The organism is Rhizobium sullae (assembly GCF_025200715.1).
Lineage (GTDB): Bacteria > Pseudomonadota > Alphaproteobacteria > Rhizobiales > Rhizobiaceae > Rhizobium > Rhizobium sullae.
The window spans coordinates 2,581,127-2,596,893 of sequence record NZ_CP104143.1; the positions used below are offsets into that span (position 1 = coordinate 2,581,127).

Sequence of the window (15,767 nt, forward strand, 5' to 3'; positions counted from 1 at the left end):
TCAATGCAATTGGTGTTGAACGCTTAACTCCTGGACGAAACTTCCGAACTCGCGGCTGATGTTTTCCTGCCAGTTCGAGGTGCCGACCGTTTTCCCGCCGTAGATAGATGGCCAGCCTGTCCCGGCGGGGAGGATATGCTGGCGGACCCCGACGCCTGCCTCTTTGAGGCGGGCGGCATAACCGACGGTCTCGTCGCGCAGAGGATCGTCTTCCGCGGTGAAAATCAGCGCCGGCGCAACCCCGGAAATGCGCGAACAGAGGCAGGGTGCCGCATAGGGGTGGCAGCCGCCACCGCTGAGATAGTGGCTCCACCCTTCCGTCCAGCTCTGGCGCATGCCGATGCCGTCCGCCTTGCGGATGGAGGACGTACCCATGAACGGATCTAGGAGCGGCGAAAGCAGGATCTGGCCGTCGAGCGCGTTGGCATAATGATCGCGTGCCTTCAGCGCTACACCCGCGGCAATATTACCGCCAGCCTCTTCGCCGGCGATCAGAAGCAGTGAATTGCGATCGCCAATGCCGGATGCGCGCTTGTTGGCAAGATAGGAAAAAAGGGAGTAACCGACTTCGAGCGGTTTCGGAAAGACGTTGCCGAGCGGCGCATTATAGTCAGGGACCGCAACGATCGCACCGGCTTTCGCCATGCTCTCAGCAACCGCACTTTCCTTGATGCCTGACTGCAGGAAGGCGCCGCCGTGAAAGAACAGAACGATCGGCGCCCCCTTGCCGAATTCGGCGCCCTGATAGACGCGCGCGGAAACGGGGCCGATAGCCACCTTCTCCAGCACCATGTCTTTCACCTGCACCGTCATCGGTCGGGCTTTCGCTTAATGGGATGTAACGCACGGCAAGCAGCCATGGCTTGCCAATCTTGCAAAAAAGATATTGTTATTCACATCGCGGAATAAGAAGCTGTATTATGATTACACTGTTCCGAATTTCGAATAATATCGCAGTGCAAACTGTGGAGATTTCCGATGGACCAGCTCTCGGCAATGCGCGCCTTCATACGCGTCGTTGAGACGGGCAACTTTACACGGGCGGCTGACACGCTCGCAATGCCCAAAGCAACAATCACCAATCTCATCCAGGGACTGGAAGCGCATCTGCGCACCAAGCTGCTCAACCGCACGACGCGGCGCGTCATGGTCACGACCGACGGCGCGCTTTACTACGAACGCGCCTCCCAGATTGTTTCGGAACTGGAAGAGCTCGACGGCAGCCTTTCCAATTCCCAGAGTCTTCCAACCGGCCGCTTACGCGTTGAAATGTCAGGCGCTTTTGCCGACACCATTATCGTGCCGGCGCTCTGCGACTTTTATCTGAAATACCCGGATATCCGCATCGATCTCGGCGTCAGCGACCGCACCGTGGACTACCTTGCGGAGAATGTCGATTGCGCCCTTCGCGCCGGCACGCTCGCCGATCAGTCGTTGATCGCAAGGCGGGTGTCGGAAATCGAAATGGTCACCTGCGCATCGCCCCGCTACATCGAGAAATTCGGCATGCCCTCACGCCCGGAAGAACTCGAAAGTAGCCATTACGGCATTAACTATTTCCGCGCGCAGACCGGCCGCATGATGCCGTTCGTGTTCAAGAACGGCAATGAAGAGATAGAGGTGAACCCGAGATACATCGTCTCGGTGAATGACGGCAGAACGTTCATGAGTGCGCTCACCAACGGCCTCGGCGTTGGCCAAATGCTCCGTTTCATGACGCGCGAAGCAATCGCAAAGGGAGAACTCGTTCAAGTTCTGCCGGAATGGAAGCGCGATCCGCTGCCGCTCTACGTCGTCTATCCGCCGAACCGGCACCTGAGCAACAAGGTGCGCGTTTTCGTGGACTGGATGGTAAAGCTGCTCGCCGACGCGAAGCTCAACGACGCTTGAAAACGGAAGCGGCCCGGAAGGCAGGGAAACCTTCGACGGGCCGCGATCGGATAAACTTCGAATTTCGAGCCCGCCGCGTCACCAGGGAAAATGGCCCGGCAGGCTTTTGGAGGTTGGCGTCCCGGATGGGGATTTCCGTTCGCTCCTTGCCCAACAAATATAATTGCATCCGGTCGGATTGTAAGACCGTAACTTCGAGCATCACCGTTCAGAAAAACGGAACAATGCCGCAGAACGTCAACCCCTAACGTGAGTCTTGAGCAAGTCTTCGAGGCCGATGCGGCGATACATCTCGGCGCGAACCCGGTCGGCAACGCCGTTTACGATCTCCGCGCCATCTTGCGACGGGTCGATATGCATGCGGAACGGGCGGCTCCCGAAGGGCATGGCGACGACTTCGGCAATGGCGGCGGCAACCGAGCCCGCATCGGCATCGGCTGGCTCCGGTGCGGCAAGACCGTTCAACGCCTGCTCCGGAACGCCCTTATAGGGGCCTTCGCTGTATTCGGTGGCCACCGCTGTATCGGCGGGCGAGCCGGAATGGGCGAAGTGGTTGGTGCCTTTGGTGAAGGCGCCGGGAACGATGATCGAGGTCTCGATGCCCCAGCGGCTGAGTTCGGCAGCGTAGGAGACGGCAAGCGAGTCCATCGCGGCCTTTGCGGCGAAGTACAGAGAAAGGTACGGAGGCGTGCCGCCGCGGGCGCTCGATGACGACACCCAGACGACCAGCCCTTTGCCCTGCCTACGCAGATAAGGCAGCGCTGCCCGGTTCACGCGCTGCGTCGAAAGCACGTTGATGTCGAAGAGCTCGGCGAACTGTTCCGGCGTGAACGCCTCTGCCGGACCAAAGGACATGTGGCCGGCATTGTGTACGACGGCATCGAGGCGGCCGGCCTCGGCGATGATCCTGGCGATACCGGCTTCGACCGAAGTACCGGAGGCGACATCGAGTTCGACGGAGCGCAAATCCGCGCCGTGCTCTTTGGCGAAAGCGGCTGCATCGGCGACCGCTTTGGCATTGCGGCCTTCGGTGGCGCGCATGCCGGCGTAGACGATGTGGCCTTCCCTAGCAAGGGCGCGGGCAGTGAGAGCGCCGAAGCCGCTCGATGCACCGGTGATGATGATAACTTGCTTGCTCATTGTCCCATTCCTTCTTTCACGAGGTGAATTGAGATGGTTGGCTGGATGTTGCGCATCAGACCATGCCGCCGTTGGCGCGCAGGACTTGGCCGTTGATCCAGGAGCCGTCCGGACCGGCGAGGAACGAGACGGAGGCAGCGATATCTTCGGGCGTGCCTAGGCGCTCGAGCGGGTTCATCTTCGACATGCGGCCGACGAGTTCGTCGGATTTGCCGTTGAGGAAGAGATCGGTGGCCGTCGGGCCGGGAGCGACCGCATTCACAGTGATGTTCCGGCCGCGCATTTCCCTCGACATGATCGCCGTCAGCATTTCGACGGCGGCCTTGGTGGCGGCGTAGACGCTGTAGGTCTCAAGCTTGACGCCGACGACGCTGGTCGAGAAGTTGATGATCCGGCCGCCGTTGCGCAGGCGCTTGCCGGCCTCGCGGAGCGTGTTGAAGGTGCCCTTGAGGTTGACGCTGACCTGGCGGTCGAAATTGGCATCATCGGCGTCGGCGATCGAAGACAGCATCATGATGCCGGCATTGTTGACGAGAACGTCGATGCCACCGAAGGCCGCTTCGGCCGCATCGAACATCCGCCGCACGGCCTCTGAGTCGCTGACGTCGGCCTTCGCCGTCAGCGCCTTGCCGCCGGCCTGCTCGATCTTCTGCACCAGTTCTTCGGCGGGAGCCGCGTTGCCGGAATAGTTGATGACGACGGTAAAGCCGTCCTTGGCGAGACGTTCCGCGACAGCGGCGCCTATGCCGCGGGAAGCGCCGGTTACAAGGGCGATCTTGTTGTTATTGCTGGTCATTTTCTTTCTCCTTCGTTCAATTGCGCCGTAGCGCATTTCGATGAGGAGAAGATGCCGCTTTTCAATCTGCGGATAATGACGCATTCTTCGGCATCACTATCCGGAAGATACGAACAAATAGAATGGACAGATTCGATGCTATGCGGGTCTTCTCCCGCGTCGTGGAACGCCGCAGCTTTACGCTCGCAGCCGAGGACACCGGGCTGCCGCGCTCGACGGTGACTGATGCCGTCAAGCAGCTCGAAGCCCGACTTGGCGTCCGCCTGCTGCAACGCACCACCCGCCATGTCAGCCCGACGCTCGACGGCGAAGCCTACTATCAGCGCTGCCTTTCGATTCTGGCCGACATCGAGGACGCCGAGGGGGCCTTTGCCGGTGTCAAGCCGAAGGGCATGTTGCGAGTCGATGTGCACGGCACGCTTGCCCGGCATTTCGTGCTGCCGAGCCTGCCGTCCTTCCTGGAAATGTATCCGGATATTGAATTTTACATGAGCGAGGGCGACCGGTTGGTCGATCTCGTGCGCGAAGGCATCGATTGCGTGTTGCGCGTCGGCGTGCCGCAGGACAGCGATATGATCGCCCGCCGCGTGGCGATGCTGGAGGAGATTACCCTCGCCTCACCCGCCTACATCGAGCGCCATGGCATGCCGGAACATCCAGACAGCCTCGATGGCCACCGTATGGTCGGTTTCCGGTCCAGCGCGACGGGCGGGCTGCTGCCGCTGGAATTCATCATCGACGGTCAGGTCCGCAATGTCATGATCCCGGCCACTGTCTCCGTCAATGCAGCCGAGAGCCTTCATGCGGCGGCGCGCTGCGGGCTAGGCATCATCCAGGTGCCGCGCTATCACGCCGGACGCTACATCGCCTCCGGCGAGCTGATAGAGATACTGAAGGGTTTCCCGCTGACGGAAACACCAGTCTCGCTCCTCTACCCGCGCAACCGCCAGCTTTCGCCCCGGGTCCGTGTCTTCATCGACTGGCTGGTGAATATCTTTGCGCAGCAGCGAACAAATTTCGGGTAGCGGTGCCCGGCACGCGATGATATCCGCCGGAATCAAGCGACGGGAACTTGAATGACGAATAAGAGTGCCATTGGAAAGGCTGCCTTGACCGGCGGCGACCTCCGAAGCTTCTTCGAGCGCGACGCGATCGCCGTCGCCCGCGATCTCATCGGCTGCCACCTGCTTGTCAACGGCATGGGCGGGCGCATCACGGAGACGGAGGCCTATTTCCCGCATGACGAAGCCTCGCACAGTTTCCGCGGCCCGACCAGGCGCAACGGCGCGATGTTCGGCCCGCCGGGTAACGTCTACATCTACCGCATCTACGGCATGTACTGGTGCCTGAACTTCGTCTGCACGCCAGGCTCGGCCGTTTTGATCCGCGCGCTTGAACCTGAAAATGGCATCGCCCATATGATCGAGCGCCGTGGCACCGATGTGCTCACCCAGCTCTGCAGCGGTCCCGGCAAGCTTTGCCAGGCGCTCGATATCGACATCGCCATCAACAACCGTCTTCTCGATCGCCCGCCTTTTTCGATCTCGCCCTCCGCACCAGTTCCGATCATCTCGGGCCTGCGCATCGGCATAACGAAAAATGCCGAAGTTCCATGGCGCTTCGGCATTCAGGGCTCGCGATATCTGAGCAAGCCGTTCCGCTGATCATTCCATCACCGCTGTGGTCCGTTGATACGGGCGCAGCCTTGGGCTTGCGCAAGAGCAGCGCCAGCGGCATCACCGCGAGCGAATCAGCATCAGCAGCTCGAAGTCGTCCATACAGGCGATGATCGTCGATTCCGCAGGGCACGGTTAAGGCCAGCTTCCGAAACCAGGAATTCGGGTGTCTGGAGCGTCGCTGGCAAGAGTTGATTGTCGAAACCGGTAATCCCGGTCAGTTTCTCAAACTGCCGGCGATTGACGTTTGCAATTTTTGTCCACTGACGTTTATAGTCCGATTTCAGAGAGTTACCGGAGCAGAACTTCGGCCTTTTTTGCATGCTGGCACGCCTGCCGGACGCATGCTGTGTGACAAGGACAGCAAGACGAACGCGGGAAAACCGGGTTTGACACAGCAGATATGAATTGCATCGTTACCGCATAAGTTTGGCGGCATACCGGCCGCCCAGAATGGGGGATCGTTATGCTTTACTCTCTTCGCAACATACTGACGCTTACCTGCCTTTCCATGCTTTCGCCGATCGTCGCGATTGGCCAGGAGGCTCCGCCTGCCCCGCCCGTCACGGTTGCAAAACCCGTCGTTCGCGATGTCGTCGACAGCGACGAGTTCATCGGCCGCTTCCAGGCTGTCGACGAGGTCTCCGTGCGATCGCGCGTCGGCGGCTACCTGCAGGAAGTCCATTTCACCGATGGCGCGATGGTCAAGAAAGGCGACCTGCTCTTCGTCATCGACCAGCGCCCCTTCGTCACCGCGCTCAATGAAGCAACCGCTGCGCTTGAAGTCGCCAAATCGACATTGATCTACGCCGAGGCGCAGTTCAAACGCGCTGAATCACTTGCCACCAGCGGCAGCCAGTCGGTCTCGACGCTCGATGACCGGCGCCGCGAATGGGTTTCCGCACAGGCCAATGTCCGCGGTGCCCAGGCCACGGCCGATCGCGCCGCGCTCGACCTGGAATATACGAAGATCACGGCTCCGATCAGCGGCCGGATAGACCGCCGGCTGATCTCCGCCGGCAACCTCGTCCAGGCCGACCAGTCGGTGCTGACGACGATCGTTTCGCTCGATCCGATCGACTTCTATTTCGACGTCGACGAGCGCCGGCTCTTGAACTTCGCGCAGACGGCGCGTGCCCGAGGCAGCGACCTTCAGCAGGGCGGCGGCGGTCTTGAGGTGCAAGTCCGCATCACGAATGCCAATGAGAAACCGTTCACAGGCAAGCTCGATTTCGCCGAAAACCGTGTCGACAACGAGACCGGCACGATGCGTGTCCGCGCCCGTTTCGCCAATCCGAACTTCGTGCTCCTGCCCGGCCTCTTCGGCCGCGTGCAGGCAGAAGCATCCAACGTCTACAAAGCCATTCTCGTGCCGGATGAGGCGATCGGAACCGACCAGAATGAGCGCGTCGTCTACGTCGTCGGCGAAGACGGCACGGTTTCCACCAAGCCCGTGCGCCCCGGCCCGCGGCTTTACGGCTACCGCGCCATCCGCGAAGGCATGGACGGCAAGGAGACGATCATCGTCAACGGCCTGATGCGCGCCCGCCCGGGAGCCAAGATCACGCCGCAGATGACGGAGCTGCCGCAGAGCCGTGAGGACATCCCACCGGAAGCCGCAGGCATGGAGTTCGCGCAATGAGGTTCGCGCATTTCTTTGTCGACCGGCCGATCTTCGCCTCGGTGCTCTCCATCGTGCTGCTGATTGTCGGCGGCATTGCCTATTTCCAGTTGCCCGTCGCGCAATATCCCGAGATTGCGCCCCCGACCATCGTCGTGCGCGCCTCCTATCCGGGTGCGGATGCCGAAACCATCGCCAGCACGGTTGCGACGCCGCTCGAACAGGAGATCAACGGCGTGGAGGACATGCTTTACATGTCTTCCTATTCGACAGCGGACGGTTCCATGGCGCTCACCATCACCTTCCGGCTCGGCACCGACCTCGACAAAGCTCAGGTTCTCGTCCAGAACCGCGTTGGCATTGCCGAACCGCGGCTACCGGAGGAGGCCCGCCGCATCGGCATCACCACGGCCAAAAGCTCGCCCGATCTGATGATGGTCGTGCATGTGCTGTCGCCGAACTCCCGCTACGACCAGCTCTACGTTTCGAATTATGCTCGCACCCGCATTCGCGATACGCTCGTCCGCCTCGATGGCGTTGGCGATGTGCTCATCTTCGGCGAACGCGAATATTCGCTGCGCATCTGGCTGGATCCGGAGAGGCTTGCAGCATATGGCATGACCTCCAGCGATGTGGTGCAGGCACTGCGGGACCAGAACGTCCAGGTGTCGGGCGGCTCAATCGGTGGCCCGCCGAGTTCCGGCACCAATGCATTCCAATATACGGTGACGACCGAGGGCCGTTTCTCCGATGCGCGGCAATTCCGCTATGTCATCGTCAAGGCGACTGCGGACGGTCGTCTCGTGCAGTTGCAGGACATTGCCCGTATCGAGCTCGGCGCGAAGGACTACGTCACAAACAGCTATCTGAACGGCAAACCGGCGGTCGCCCTCGGTATCTTCTCCCGTCCCGGAACGAATGCGCTGGCTGCCGCCGATTCGATCAAGACGACGATGCAGGACCTGTCGCAGGATTTCCCGCAGGGGCTCTCCTACGACATCGTCTATAATCCGACGGAATTCATCGCGGAATCGATCAACGAGGTCTACAAGACCATCGGTGAAGCTGCGCTCCTCGTGGCGCTGGTGGTCCTCGTCTTCCTGCAGTCCTGGCGCACGGCGATCATCCCGATCGTCGCGATCCCGGTGTCACTGATCGGCACCTTCGCCTTCCTGCTCGCATTCGGCTTCTCGCTCAACATGCTGACGCTCTTCGGCCTCGTGCTGGCGATCGGCATCGTGGTCGACGATGCGATCGTCGTCGTCGAAAATATCGAGCGAAATCTCGCGAAGGGTATGACGCCGAGGGAGGCGGCACATGTGACGATGAATGAAGTCGGCACCGCAGTCGTGGCAATCTCGCTGGTCCTCATCGCAGTCTTCGTCCCGACGGCCTTCATTCCAGGCATTTCCGGCCAGTTCTACCGGCAGTTCGCCGTCACCATTGCGGTCGCCACTGCCATCTCGGCGCTGAATTCGCTGACGCTGTCACCGGCACTTGCGGCGATCGTTCTAAAACCGCACGAACATCATGAAAAACGGCGAAACCCGATTTCCCGGTTCGGCCGCGCACTTGCGAACGGCTTCAACACTGGCTTCGACAAGACAAGCTCGGGCTATTCGTGGGTCGTCCGGCACACGGTGCGGACCTGGACGGCGTGCGGAGTTGCGCTTCTCGTTTTCGCGGGCCTGCTTGGCGCCACCTATTATATGAGCACGATCGTGCCCCGTGGTTTCGTACCTGTCATGGACCAGGGCTACGCGATCGTCGTGGTGCAATTGCCGGAAGGCGCCTCGCTCGCGCGCACGGACGCCGTCATCCAGCAAGCATCGGAAATCATCAGGAATACGCCTGGCGTCAAGAACGCCGTTGCCTTCTCCGGCTTCAGCGGCGCGACTTTTACCAATGCGTCAAACGCCGGTGTTGTCTTTGCGGCTTTCGATACGTTCGAAAACCGGCTGGAGCACGGCCAGAACGCCAACCAAATCATAGGTCAATTGTACGGCAGCCTGCAGAGCATTCAGGAGGCTTTTATTATCGCCATTCCGCCGCCGCCGATCGCCGGTATCGGCAATGCCGGCGGCTTCAAGATGCAGCTCATGGATCGCGAAAGCGCCGACATGCGCCGCGTGCTGGGGATTGCCAATCAAATAATGGGCCAGGCAAACCAGACGGAGGGGCTCACAGGCGTCTTTAACACCTTCTCAACATCAAGCCCGCAATACTTCCTGGAGATCGATCGCGACAAGGCCCGCGCCTTGAACGTGCCGATCCCGAATATCTTCGACACGCTCTCCATCAATCTCGGCACGTCTTACGTCAACGATTTCAACGCCTTCGGCCGCGTTTACCAGGTTCGCGCGCAGGCAGATCAACAGTTCCGCATCGAGCGTGACAATATCCTTGCGCTCAAGGTGCGGTCGGCGACCGGCGCGCTTGTGCCGCTCGGTACGCTAGTCGACATCCGCGATACCAGCGGCCCTGCGCTTGTCCAGCACTACAATATGTATGTGTCGGTGCCGTTGCAGGGCAATGCCACCCCGGGAACCTCGACCGGCAGCGCCCTCGACAAGATGGAAGCACTCGCCGAGAACGCCCTTCCTGCAGGAACGACGTTCGAATGGACGGAGATCGCCTTCCAGGAAAGAAGCACCGGCAATACCGCGATCTATATCTTCGGGCTTTCGGTGATCTTCGTCTTTCTGGCGCTGTCAGCGCAATATGAAAGCTGGGTGCTGCCGCTGGCAATCATCCTGATCGTGCCGCTCGCGATCCTTGGGGCGCTGCTGGGAGTCCATCTCCGCGCCATGGACAATAACATCCTGACTCAGATCGGCCTCATCGTGCTGATCGGCCTTGCGGCGAAGAACGCGATCCTGATCGTCGAATTCGCAAGGCAAGCCGAAGAGGAAGGCAAGACGCCGGTGGAGGCGGCGATTGAAGCCAGCCATCTGCGCCTTCGCCCGATCCTGATGACCGCATTCGCCTTCATCTTCGGCGTCGTGCCGCTGATGATCGCGACGGGGCCAGGTGCGGAAATGCGCCAGTCGCTCGGCACCGCCGTCTTCTCAGGCATGCTCGGCGTCACGATCTTCGGCCTGTTCCTGACACCGGTCTTCTACGTCGTGCTGCGCGCCCGTCGGCGCAAGCCCGTCGAACCGGCACCAGCCGCGGCTGAAGGAGCAACCTGATTAGGAAGGGCGCCTTGCAAGCGGGCGGCGCTTGAGTTCTCCGTCCCACAGCAGCTTGCGCAGCGGCTTTTCGATCATTTCGTAGGCCGCGACACCGAGGAGCGTTCCGCTGCAGATAGCCACAACGACGGCAAGGCTGCCGGGGATGCCGAGGATGCCGGCAGCAACCTTGATTGCGACCGATATGGCGAGCGTGTGCCATAGGTAGATGGAATAGGATGCGTCGCCGAGATAGGTGAGCACCGGGACGCGGCCGATGCTGCCGTCTGCCTCCAGCGAGACCATGCCGAACACCAGCGCCATCGCAAGCGGCCCGCATATGAATTCGTCGAACTCGGCACCTATCAGGTGAATCGCCGCAAAACCGCAGAGTGCGGCGCCGACACAGGCAAGCCCGAGGCTGTTGCCAGCGATCCAACGCCGCAGCCACAGTTCGGCGATGATGACACCGCCGAGGAATTCCAGGATGATCGGCCGCGTGTAGGTGGCGAGCATCGGCGAAGACGGCTTCCATATGAGACCAATCAGGAAGAAGAAACCGAACGCCACGGAGAGGAAAAGCAGTCGCCACTGGCGCGGCAGGAACAACGCGCCTGCAAACAGGACATAAAAGAACATTTCGAAATTGAGCGTCCAACCCTGGACTAGGACCGGCCAGATCTCGCCGCTGCTCGGCGAGCGCACGGGAACAAAGGAGAGCGAGCCCAGGACATGGCCAGCGTCAAGCTTCAGGTTCGGAAACAATCCTGCCAGCGCTCCGCCGATCATGATGACCGTCACCAGCCAGTATGAAGGTGCGATACGGCGGATGCGGTCAAGAAGGAAGCGCTGCGGCGTCAGGGGCTTGCGGTCGCTGATCACCCACATGATGAAGCCGCTGATGACGAAGAAGACGTCGACGCCGGCGGCGCCAATCGCGAAATGCCCGCCGCTTCTTTCTGCCGCGTGAAAAACGACAACGGCCAGTGCCGCAAAGGCACGCAAATATTGGATCCCGTATAGGGTCTTCATGCATATCCCTTATCACGCCACGTTCGGCGGCGTACATGCAAAAAATCAGGAACGCACGGTCGCAGCAGATTGGTAACGCTGCAGGCCGGCCATCGCCGAGCGCTGGCGCGCGCCGACAAGTTTTCCCGCGGAAAAATAAAGAAGAAAGGTACCGACGTTATAGGGCGTCAGAACGTCGATCTCCACGAACGAACGGATCAGAAGCAGCACGGTGATACCGAAAAGAACATAGGATTCATCGTTGCGCACATCCTCGATCAGCCGGCGCAGATGCCCCCAGAGGGTCGCGATGATCGTGACAGCAAGGATGAACACGCCGATCAGGCCGAGTTCGACGGCCGTCTCGATATAGGTATTATGAAAATGGAACCCGGCTCTCGAGGCGATGAAGAATTCCTTCCATAGCCGCTCGGGCTCTGCGAAGCCCTGAACCCAATAAGCCTGATAACCGATGCCGATGGCCGGGTTCTGCGCCGCAGCCTCGATACCCTGCTGCCAGAGATAGGTGCGGCCCGTCAGGGTCGAATCCTTGCCGAAGATGCCGAGCACCGCGTCGATAGCGCCCAGATAGACACCTGCTACTACCAGGATGACAGCCGCGACGCCGCCGCCGACCACCAGCAGCTTGCGCTGTTGCGGCGACAACATGAGCACGACGCGAAAGCCTATCAGCAGCGCGACGATCGCCGCCGTCGTGATGACCGAGGTGGCCGATTGCGAGGCAAGCAGGCAATAGGCCGCCATGAGCCCGACCACGCCCGACGCCATCATCCAGAGGCGTCGCTCGCCATAAATGAAGACGGCGGCAAAGGCGAAGATGATGCCCAGCGACGCATAAAAGCCGAGCTGGTTCTTCGACGCAAAGGCGCCAACGAAACTGTAGGTCCCGTCGAGCACGTCATATTCGTAGTAGCCGAAGAGGATCGAATAGAGCAGCACGATCGCCGCACCCGCCACCGATCCGAGCGTCAGCGTCCGGACATCAAGCACGCGCACGGCAATCAGCGCGCAGATCACCTGCGTCAGATACTGGATGCTCGCCCTCAGCGACACGCTCGGCACGGCCGACCAGAAGACGGAGAGGAAAGCGAAAGCGGCAAAGGCGAACAGCCAGATGAACCGGCTGTAGCTGCCGAGCACCTTGCGATAATTGACGGCGACGAGCGGCAGCCACAAGGCATAGTAAAACAGGATCGCCACCTGTCCGAAACGGATCGAGTAGGCGAAGCAGAAGAGCGAGAGCGCAACCGCCGGAATGGCGTAAAGCTCGTTCTCCCCCGGTTTTATCAGCAACGATTTGGCGATCCGCATTCGGGTCTCCGCTATCTCATTGCAACCCCGGCGGTGACCCTGATCAGGTCGCCCGGCTGCAATGCGGTATTTTCCTGGACCGGAATTTCCTTCGACAGGCCGTCAACCTCCCGCACGATGGAATAGCTGATGCTCGCGGCATTCTGAGGATCGAAGCGGGCGGCGTCGTTCGATTGTGCCAGGGCTTCCGACATCAATGCATCGCTGGTCGCAATCTTCAGATTGAGTGTATCGAGTTCGGATTCCGTGTCTTGCAATTCCTGCGACAGTTTGGCGTCCCAGTCGTTCCGCAGGGTGATCTCGTCCTGATTGGCCTGGCTGATGTCCTGCTTGGCCTTCAAGATGTTGGTATCGATATCGAGAAGCGTTGCCTCGGTATCGGCGGCGCGCTGCTCGGCGGCCATCTTTCGGGCGCTGAGCGCAAGGCCTTTCTCGGCAAGGTTTTCGACTTTGTCGCGATCTTCCTTGGCAAGCTCGAGCTGGCGCGTTTGCGTCTCGGTCTTCTTGCCGAGAGACTCGATTTCGGCCTGCAACAGCGATTTCAGGTCGTCCAGTGCCTGAAGCTGCAGTGTGAGACGCTTCTTGCGCGTACTCATCAATGCCGTTTCGCTAGCAAGCAGTGCCTTTGCCTCGGGCAGATCCGTGAGTTCCTTCGGCATTTCGATCGCGTCGCTCTTGGCAATTTCCGCCTGCAGCCGAGCCTTGCGGGCAATGAGCCGGTTGCGTTCCGTCGTATAGACGACGGCATCGCCCTTGGCATTTATGAAGTCGCGGGCAAAGCGCTGGCCGGCATCGGCCCGCCGCAGGCCGCCAGCCAGGCTGACGGCCTTCACGACTGACAGATTGGGCGCGAAGGGATATTCGCCGGGGTTTTCCACATCGCCGGTCATGAAGACCGGCCGGAATTGAGCGAGCTCGACGGATGCCGACGGCCGGTCCTTGAGGCCGAACTGCTTCTGCAGCGCGACGCCGATTTCCTTCGCGATTGCATCCGTCGTCTTTCCGGAGGCTGGGAGGTCGCCTACGAATGGCAGTGAAAGGCTGCCTGAGGGGCCGATCGTGTAATCGCCACTCACCACTGACCAGTCGCGGATCGCGCCTTCCGCCGTTTGCCATTCGGCAACGCGGATGCGCAGCTTGTCCATGGTGCCGAGCTGGTAGTCGGCAGCCCGGACAAAGCCGGAGGACCCGATCAATATGCCAAGCCCCGCAACGAAAGCGAGGCCGTGCATAAACGAATTTTCAAGCAAGTTGCGGCGCAACAGGATTTCTCTCATTCAGTCTTCCTCGTAAATCGGCACGGCAAGCCAAAAGCAGTACCGTACGTTACTTGGCGTATATGGAAGGCGGCTTCTCAGTAGCTGCCGCGCTGCATGCAGACGGCGGGAATCGTCTGTGCAATGATCTTCACATCGCGGATGAGCGACCAGTTTTCGACGTAGTGAGTATCGAAAGCAACGCGGGCAGCGTAGGACACATCATTGCGTCCGCTGATCTGCCAAAGGCCGGTAAGGCCCGGACGCGCCTGTAGATAGTAGACGGCTGAGGACTCGTAGAGCTCCAGTTCGTCAAGAACGACGGGCCGCGGCCCGACAACGCTCATTTCGCCGCGGAGAATGTTGATGAGCTGGGGCAGTTCATCAAGGCTGAGCTTGCGAAGCACGCTTCCGACCGCGGTCACCCGCGGATCGTTCTGCAGTTTTCGCGTTGCGCACCACTCTTCCATTGCCTTCGGGTTGTTGCGCAGATGCTCCTGCAGGACCTTGTCGCCATTGACGGCCATGGTCCGGAACTTCAGGCAACGGAACTCCTGGCCGTTGTGGCCAATACGGCGATGCCCATAGAAAGCCGGCCCCTTGTCGGAGAGCTTTACGAGCAGCATCACCATTAAAAATATCGGGCTCAGGAAAAGGAGCCCGAGCGAGGCAGCTGAGATATCGAATGCCCGCTTCATGATTCCGCCGGTCGGCGGAAACGCATTCGCATGAACCACGCCAAAGAATGGCGTATCGTCCGATCTCGTCGCAGACTTCATAGAGTTAACTCCACTTATGTTTGCCGTTTGGTCGGTATGCCCAGGCCGCTAAGCTAGCGCTGACGAATAAGGAGTGTATGGGCGGAATTTGTTTTTTTAAGCCACAATTTCATGGCGATTGTGTAACGGCCCGTTTCAGGCGTGTCTTGATCACATTTCTTTTTTTAAGGGTTCTCTAAATTTCATATTCAAAGCATGCAATGTTTTTGAATAGACTCTGTGCGGCGCACTAAAGGTCTTCGTATTTGCTTCGCATCGCAAAAAGATTGAAGAATAAATCTTTCTACGCCTTCCGGGTGACATTTGGCTAAGCCATGAGGGCACTACCCGGAGTAGGTCAACTATATTGTCTTATCGCCAATTTATTGCGTTGCACCATCAATTTTGCGCCGCACACTCAAATCGATTTAGATGAAAACTTTGTAATAAAAGTTGAACGCATTTGTCTCTCATGCGTTGGTTCGGTAGGCAAATGTGACGCAAAGCACTGCGTGCAATGTCAAAATTCGGACAACCTGGAGTAAAATCGACACAATTAGCTACCCGAATGCCCTCACGGCATTCCTTAACGAGGCGTCGTCGATTTTACCCAAAACGGGAAAGAAACCTTAAACCGAATACTGTAGAAAAGGGGCAATGGATGAAAAAGAATGTCCTCGTTCGGTTGAAACGAGGAGCCTTCTAAAATATACAAAGTAAAGGGTCCTTAGGGAGGAAGCCCGAATTCAATGACTGTTCATTGAACGAACCTCCCCAAGGGAGGCAAGGCTATGTATGCACCTCGCGTTTTCGTCAGCATGATCGGCGCTTTGGCCGTTTTTGCGGTTGCGACCTATTGGCTGAACGGCTCACTGACGACGACACTGATCGATACGGTGATCTGTGCCGTTCTCCTTCAAATCGGCTATTTCGGTTGCGTGCTTTTCCTCGTGTGGAAGGAAGCGAAGGCGCGCAACACGCAAGGCACCATGGCGGTATCCCATGTACCGTCCCGCAGCGACGACAACGAGAAGATTCCTGTCTCGCCCTTCAATGGCTCCGAGCCTTTCAACCGTTAAGAACAAGTCTTTTCGCGCGGTCAACGATAGCGCCGGAA

At 59.4% G+C, this 15,767-nt stretch carries 13 protein-coding genes; 6 read left to right on the forward strand and 7 right to left on the reverse strand.

What is annotated here, in order from left to right; all coding sequences use genetic code 11:
* A complete protein-coding gene (locus N2599_RS13130) occupies positions 1-813 on the reverse strand; it encodes an alpha/beta hydrolase fold domain-containing protein (protein WP_027510112.1) in 813 nt (270 codons plus the stop codon).
* Between the two features lie 165 nt (positions 814-978).
* On the opposite strand from N2599_RS13130, the gene N2599_RS13135 reads away from it, so the two are divergent.
* A complete protein-coding gene (locus N2599_RS13135; RefSeq protein WP_027510111.1) occupies positions 979-1,890 on the forward strand; it encodes a LysR family transcriptional regulator in 912 nt (303 codons plus the stop codon).
* A gap of 237 nt (positions 1,891-2,127) precedes the next feature.
* Here the strand turns inward: N2599_RS13135 and N2599_RS13140 are convergent, their stop codons facing one another.
* Positions 2,128-3,030, reverse strand: coding sequence for an SDR family oxidoreductase (locus tag N2599_RS13140; protein ID WP_027510110.1), 903 nt, complete (start codon positions 3,028-3,030; stop codon positions 2,128-2,130).
* Between the two features lie 55 nt (positions 3,031-3,085).
* Positions 3,086-3,826, reverse strand: coding sequence for an SDR family oxidoreductase (locus N2599_RS13145; RefSeq protein ID WP_027510109.1), 741 nt, complete (start codon positions 3,824-3,826; stop codon positions 3,086-3,088).
* A gap of 122 nt (positions 3,827-3,948) precedes the next feature.
* On the opposite strand from N2599_RS13145, the gene N2599_RS13150 reads away from it, so the two are divergent.
* The 4 genes from N2599_RS13150 (at position 3,949) to N2599_RS13165 (ending at position 10,314) form a co-directional block, all read left to right on the forward strand.
* Entirely contained in the window at positions 3,949-4,851 is a 903-nt protein-coding gene (locus N2599_RS13150) for a LysR family transcriptional regulator (protein ID WP_027510108.1), read from the forward strand.
* Between the two features lie 51 nt (positions 4,852-4,902).
* Complete coding sequence (locus N2599_RS13155) at positions 4,903-5,490, forward strand: DNA-3-methyladenine glycosylase (protein WP_027510107.1); 588 nt, start codon at positions 4,903-4,905, stop codon at positions 5,488-5,490.
* 478 nt (positions 5,491-5,968) lie between these two features.
* Positions 5,969-7,144: an efflux RND transporter periplasmic adaptor subunit gene (locus N2599_RS13160; RefSeq protein ID WP_027510106.1), complete on the forward strand. Its 1,176-nt coding sequence runs from the start codon at positions 5,969-5,971 to the stop codon at positions 7,142-7,144.
* Positions 7,141-10,314 (forward strand): efflux RND transporter permease subunit, encoded by a 3,174-nt coding sequence (locus N2599_RS13165; protein WP_027510105.1) that lies wholly within the window; start codon positions 7,141-7,143, stop codon positions 10,312-10,314. The genes N2599_RS13160 and N2599_RS13165 overlap by 4 nt, the downstream gene beginning before the upstream one ends.
* On the opposite strand, the gene N2599_RS13170 is transcribed toward N2599_RS13165, so the two are convergent.
* The 4 genes from N2599_RS13170 to N2599_RS13185 all read right to left on the reverse strand — a co-directional run bounded on the left by N2599_RS13170 (position 10,315) and on the right by N2599_RS13185 (position 14,671).
* Complete coding sequence (locus tag N2599_RS13170) at positions 10,315-11,325, reverse strand: acyltransferase family protein (protein WP_027510104.1); 1,011 nt, start codon at positions 11,323-11,325, stop codon at positions 10,315-10,317.
* A gap of 45 nt (positions 11,326-11,370) precedes the next feature.
* Positions 11,371-12,636: an O-antigen ligase family protein gene (locus N2599_RS13175; protein ID WP_027510103.1), complete on the reverse strand. Its 1,266-nt coding sequence runs from the start codon at positions 12,634-12,636 to the stop codon at positions 11,371-11,373.
* Between the two features lie 11 nt (positions 12,637-12,647).
* A complete protein-coding gene (locus N2599_RS13180; protein WP_280523756.1) occupies positions 12,648-13,868 on the reverse strand; it encodes a polysaccharide biosynthesis/export family protein in 1,221 nt (406 codons plus the stop codon).
* A gap of 122 nt (positions 13,869-13,990) precedes the next feature.
* Positions 13,991-14,671, reverse strand: coding sequence for a sugar transferase (locus N2599_RS13185; RefSeq protein WP_027510101.1), 681 nt, complete (start codon positions 14,669-14,671; stop codon positions 13,991-13,993).
* A 770-nt stretch (positions 14,672-15,441) separates the two neighbouring features.
* Between N2599_RS13185 and N2599_RS13190 the strand changes: the two genes are divergently transcribed.
* Positions 15,442-15,729 carry an exopolysaccharide production repressor protein gene (locus N2599_RS13190; protein WP_027510100.1) on the forward strand — a complete coding sequence of 96 codons (288 nt, stop codon included), beginning with the start codon at positions 15,442-15,444 and terminating at the stop codon, positions 15,727-15,729.
* Positions 15,730-15,767: the final 38 nt, after the last annotated feature.

Excerpts from the sequence above, each read along its gene's own strand:
- N2599_RS13130 (WP_027510112.1), bottom strand. The coding sequence starts at position 813 with ATGACGGTGCAGGTGAAAGACATGGTGCTGGAGAAGGTGGCTATCGGC.
- N2599_RS13135 (WP_027510111.1), top strand. The coding sequence starts at position 979 with ATGGACCAGCTCTCGGCAATGCGCGCCTTCATACGCGTCGTTGAGACG.
- N2599_RS13140 (WP_027510110.1), bottom strand. The coding sequence starts at position 3,030 with ATGAGCAAGCAAGTTATCATCATCACCGGTGCATCGAGCGGCTTCGGC.
- N2599_RS13145 (WP_027510109.1), bottom strand. The coding sequence starts at position 3,826 with ATGACCAGCAATAACAACAAGATCGCCCTTGTAACCGGCGCTTCCCGC.
- N2599_RS13150 (WP_027510108.1), top strand. The coding sequence starts at position 3,949 with ATGGACAGATTCGATGCTATGCGGGTCTTCTCCCGCGTCGTGGAACGC.
- N2599_RS13155 (WP_027510107.1), top strand. The coding sequence starts at position 4,903 with ATGACGAATAAGAGTGCCATTGGAAAGGCTGCCTTGACCGGCGGCGAC.
- N2599_RS13160 (WP_027510106.1), top strand. The coding sequence starts at position 5,969 with ATGCTTTACTCTCTTCGCAACATACTGACGCTTACCTGCCTTTCCATG.
- N2599_RS13165 (WP_027510105.1), top strand. The coding sequence starts at position 7,141 with ATGAGGTTCGCGCATTTCTTTGTCGACCGGCCGATCTTCGCCTCGGTG.
- N2599_RS13170 (WP_027510104.1), bottom strand. The coding sequence starts at position 11,325 with ATGAAGACCCTATACGGGATCCAATATTTGCGTGCCTTTGCGGCACTG.
- N2599_RS13175 (WP_027510103.1), bottom strand. The coding sequence starts at position 12,636 with ATGCGGATCGCCAAATCGTTGCTGATAAAACCGGGGGAGAACGAGCTT.
- N2599_RS13180 (WP_280523756.1), bottom strand. The coding sequence starts at position 13,868 with ATGCACGGCCTCGCTTTCGTTGCGGGGCTTGGCATATTGATCGGGTCC.
- N2599_RS13185 (WP_027510101.1), bottom strand. The coding sequence starts at position 14,671 with ATGAAGTCTGCGACGAGATCGGACGATACGCCATTCTTTGGCGTGGTT.
- N2599_RS13190 (WP_027510100.1), top strand. The coding sequence starts at position 15,442 with ATGTATGCACCTCGCGTTTTCGTCAGCATGATCGGCGCTTTGGCCGTT.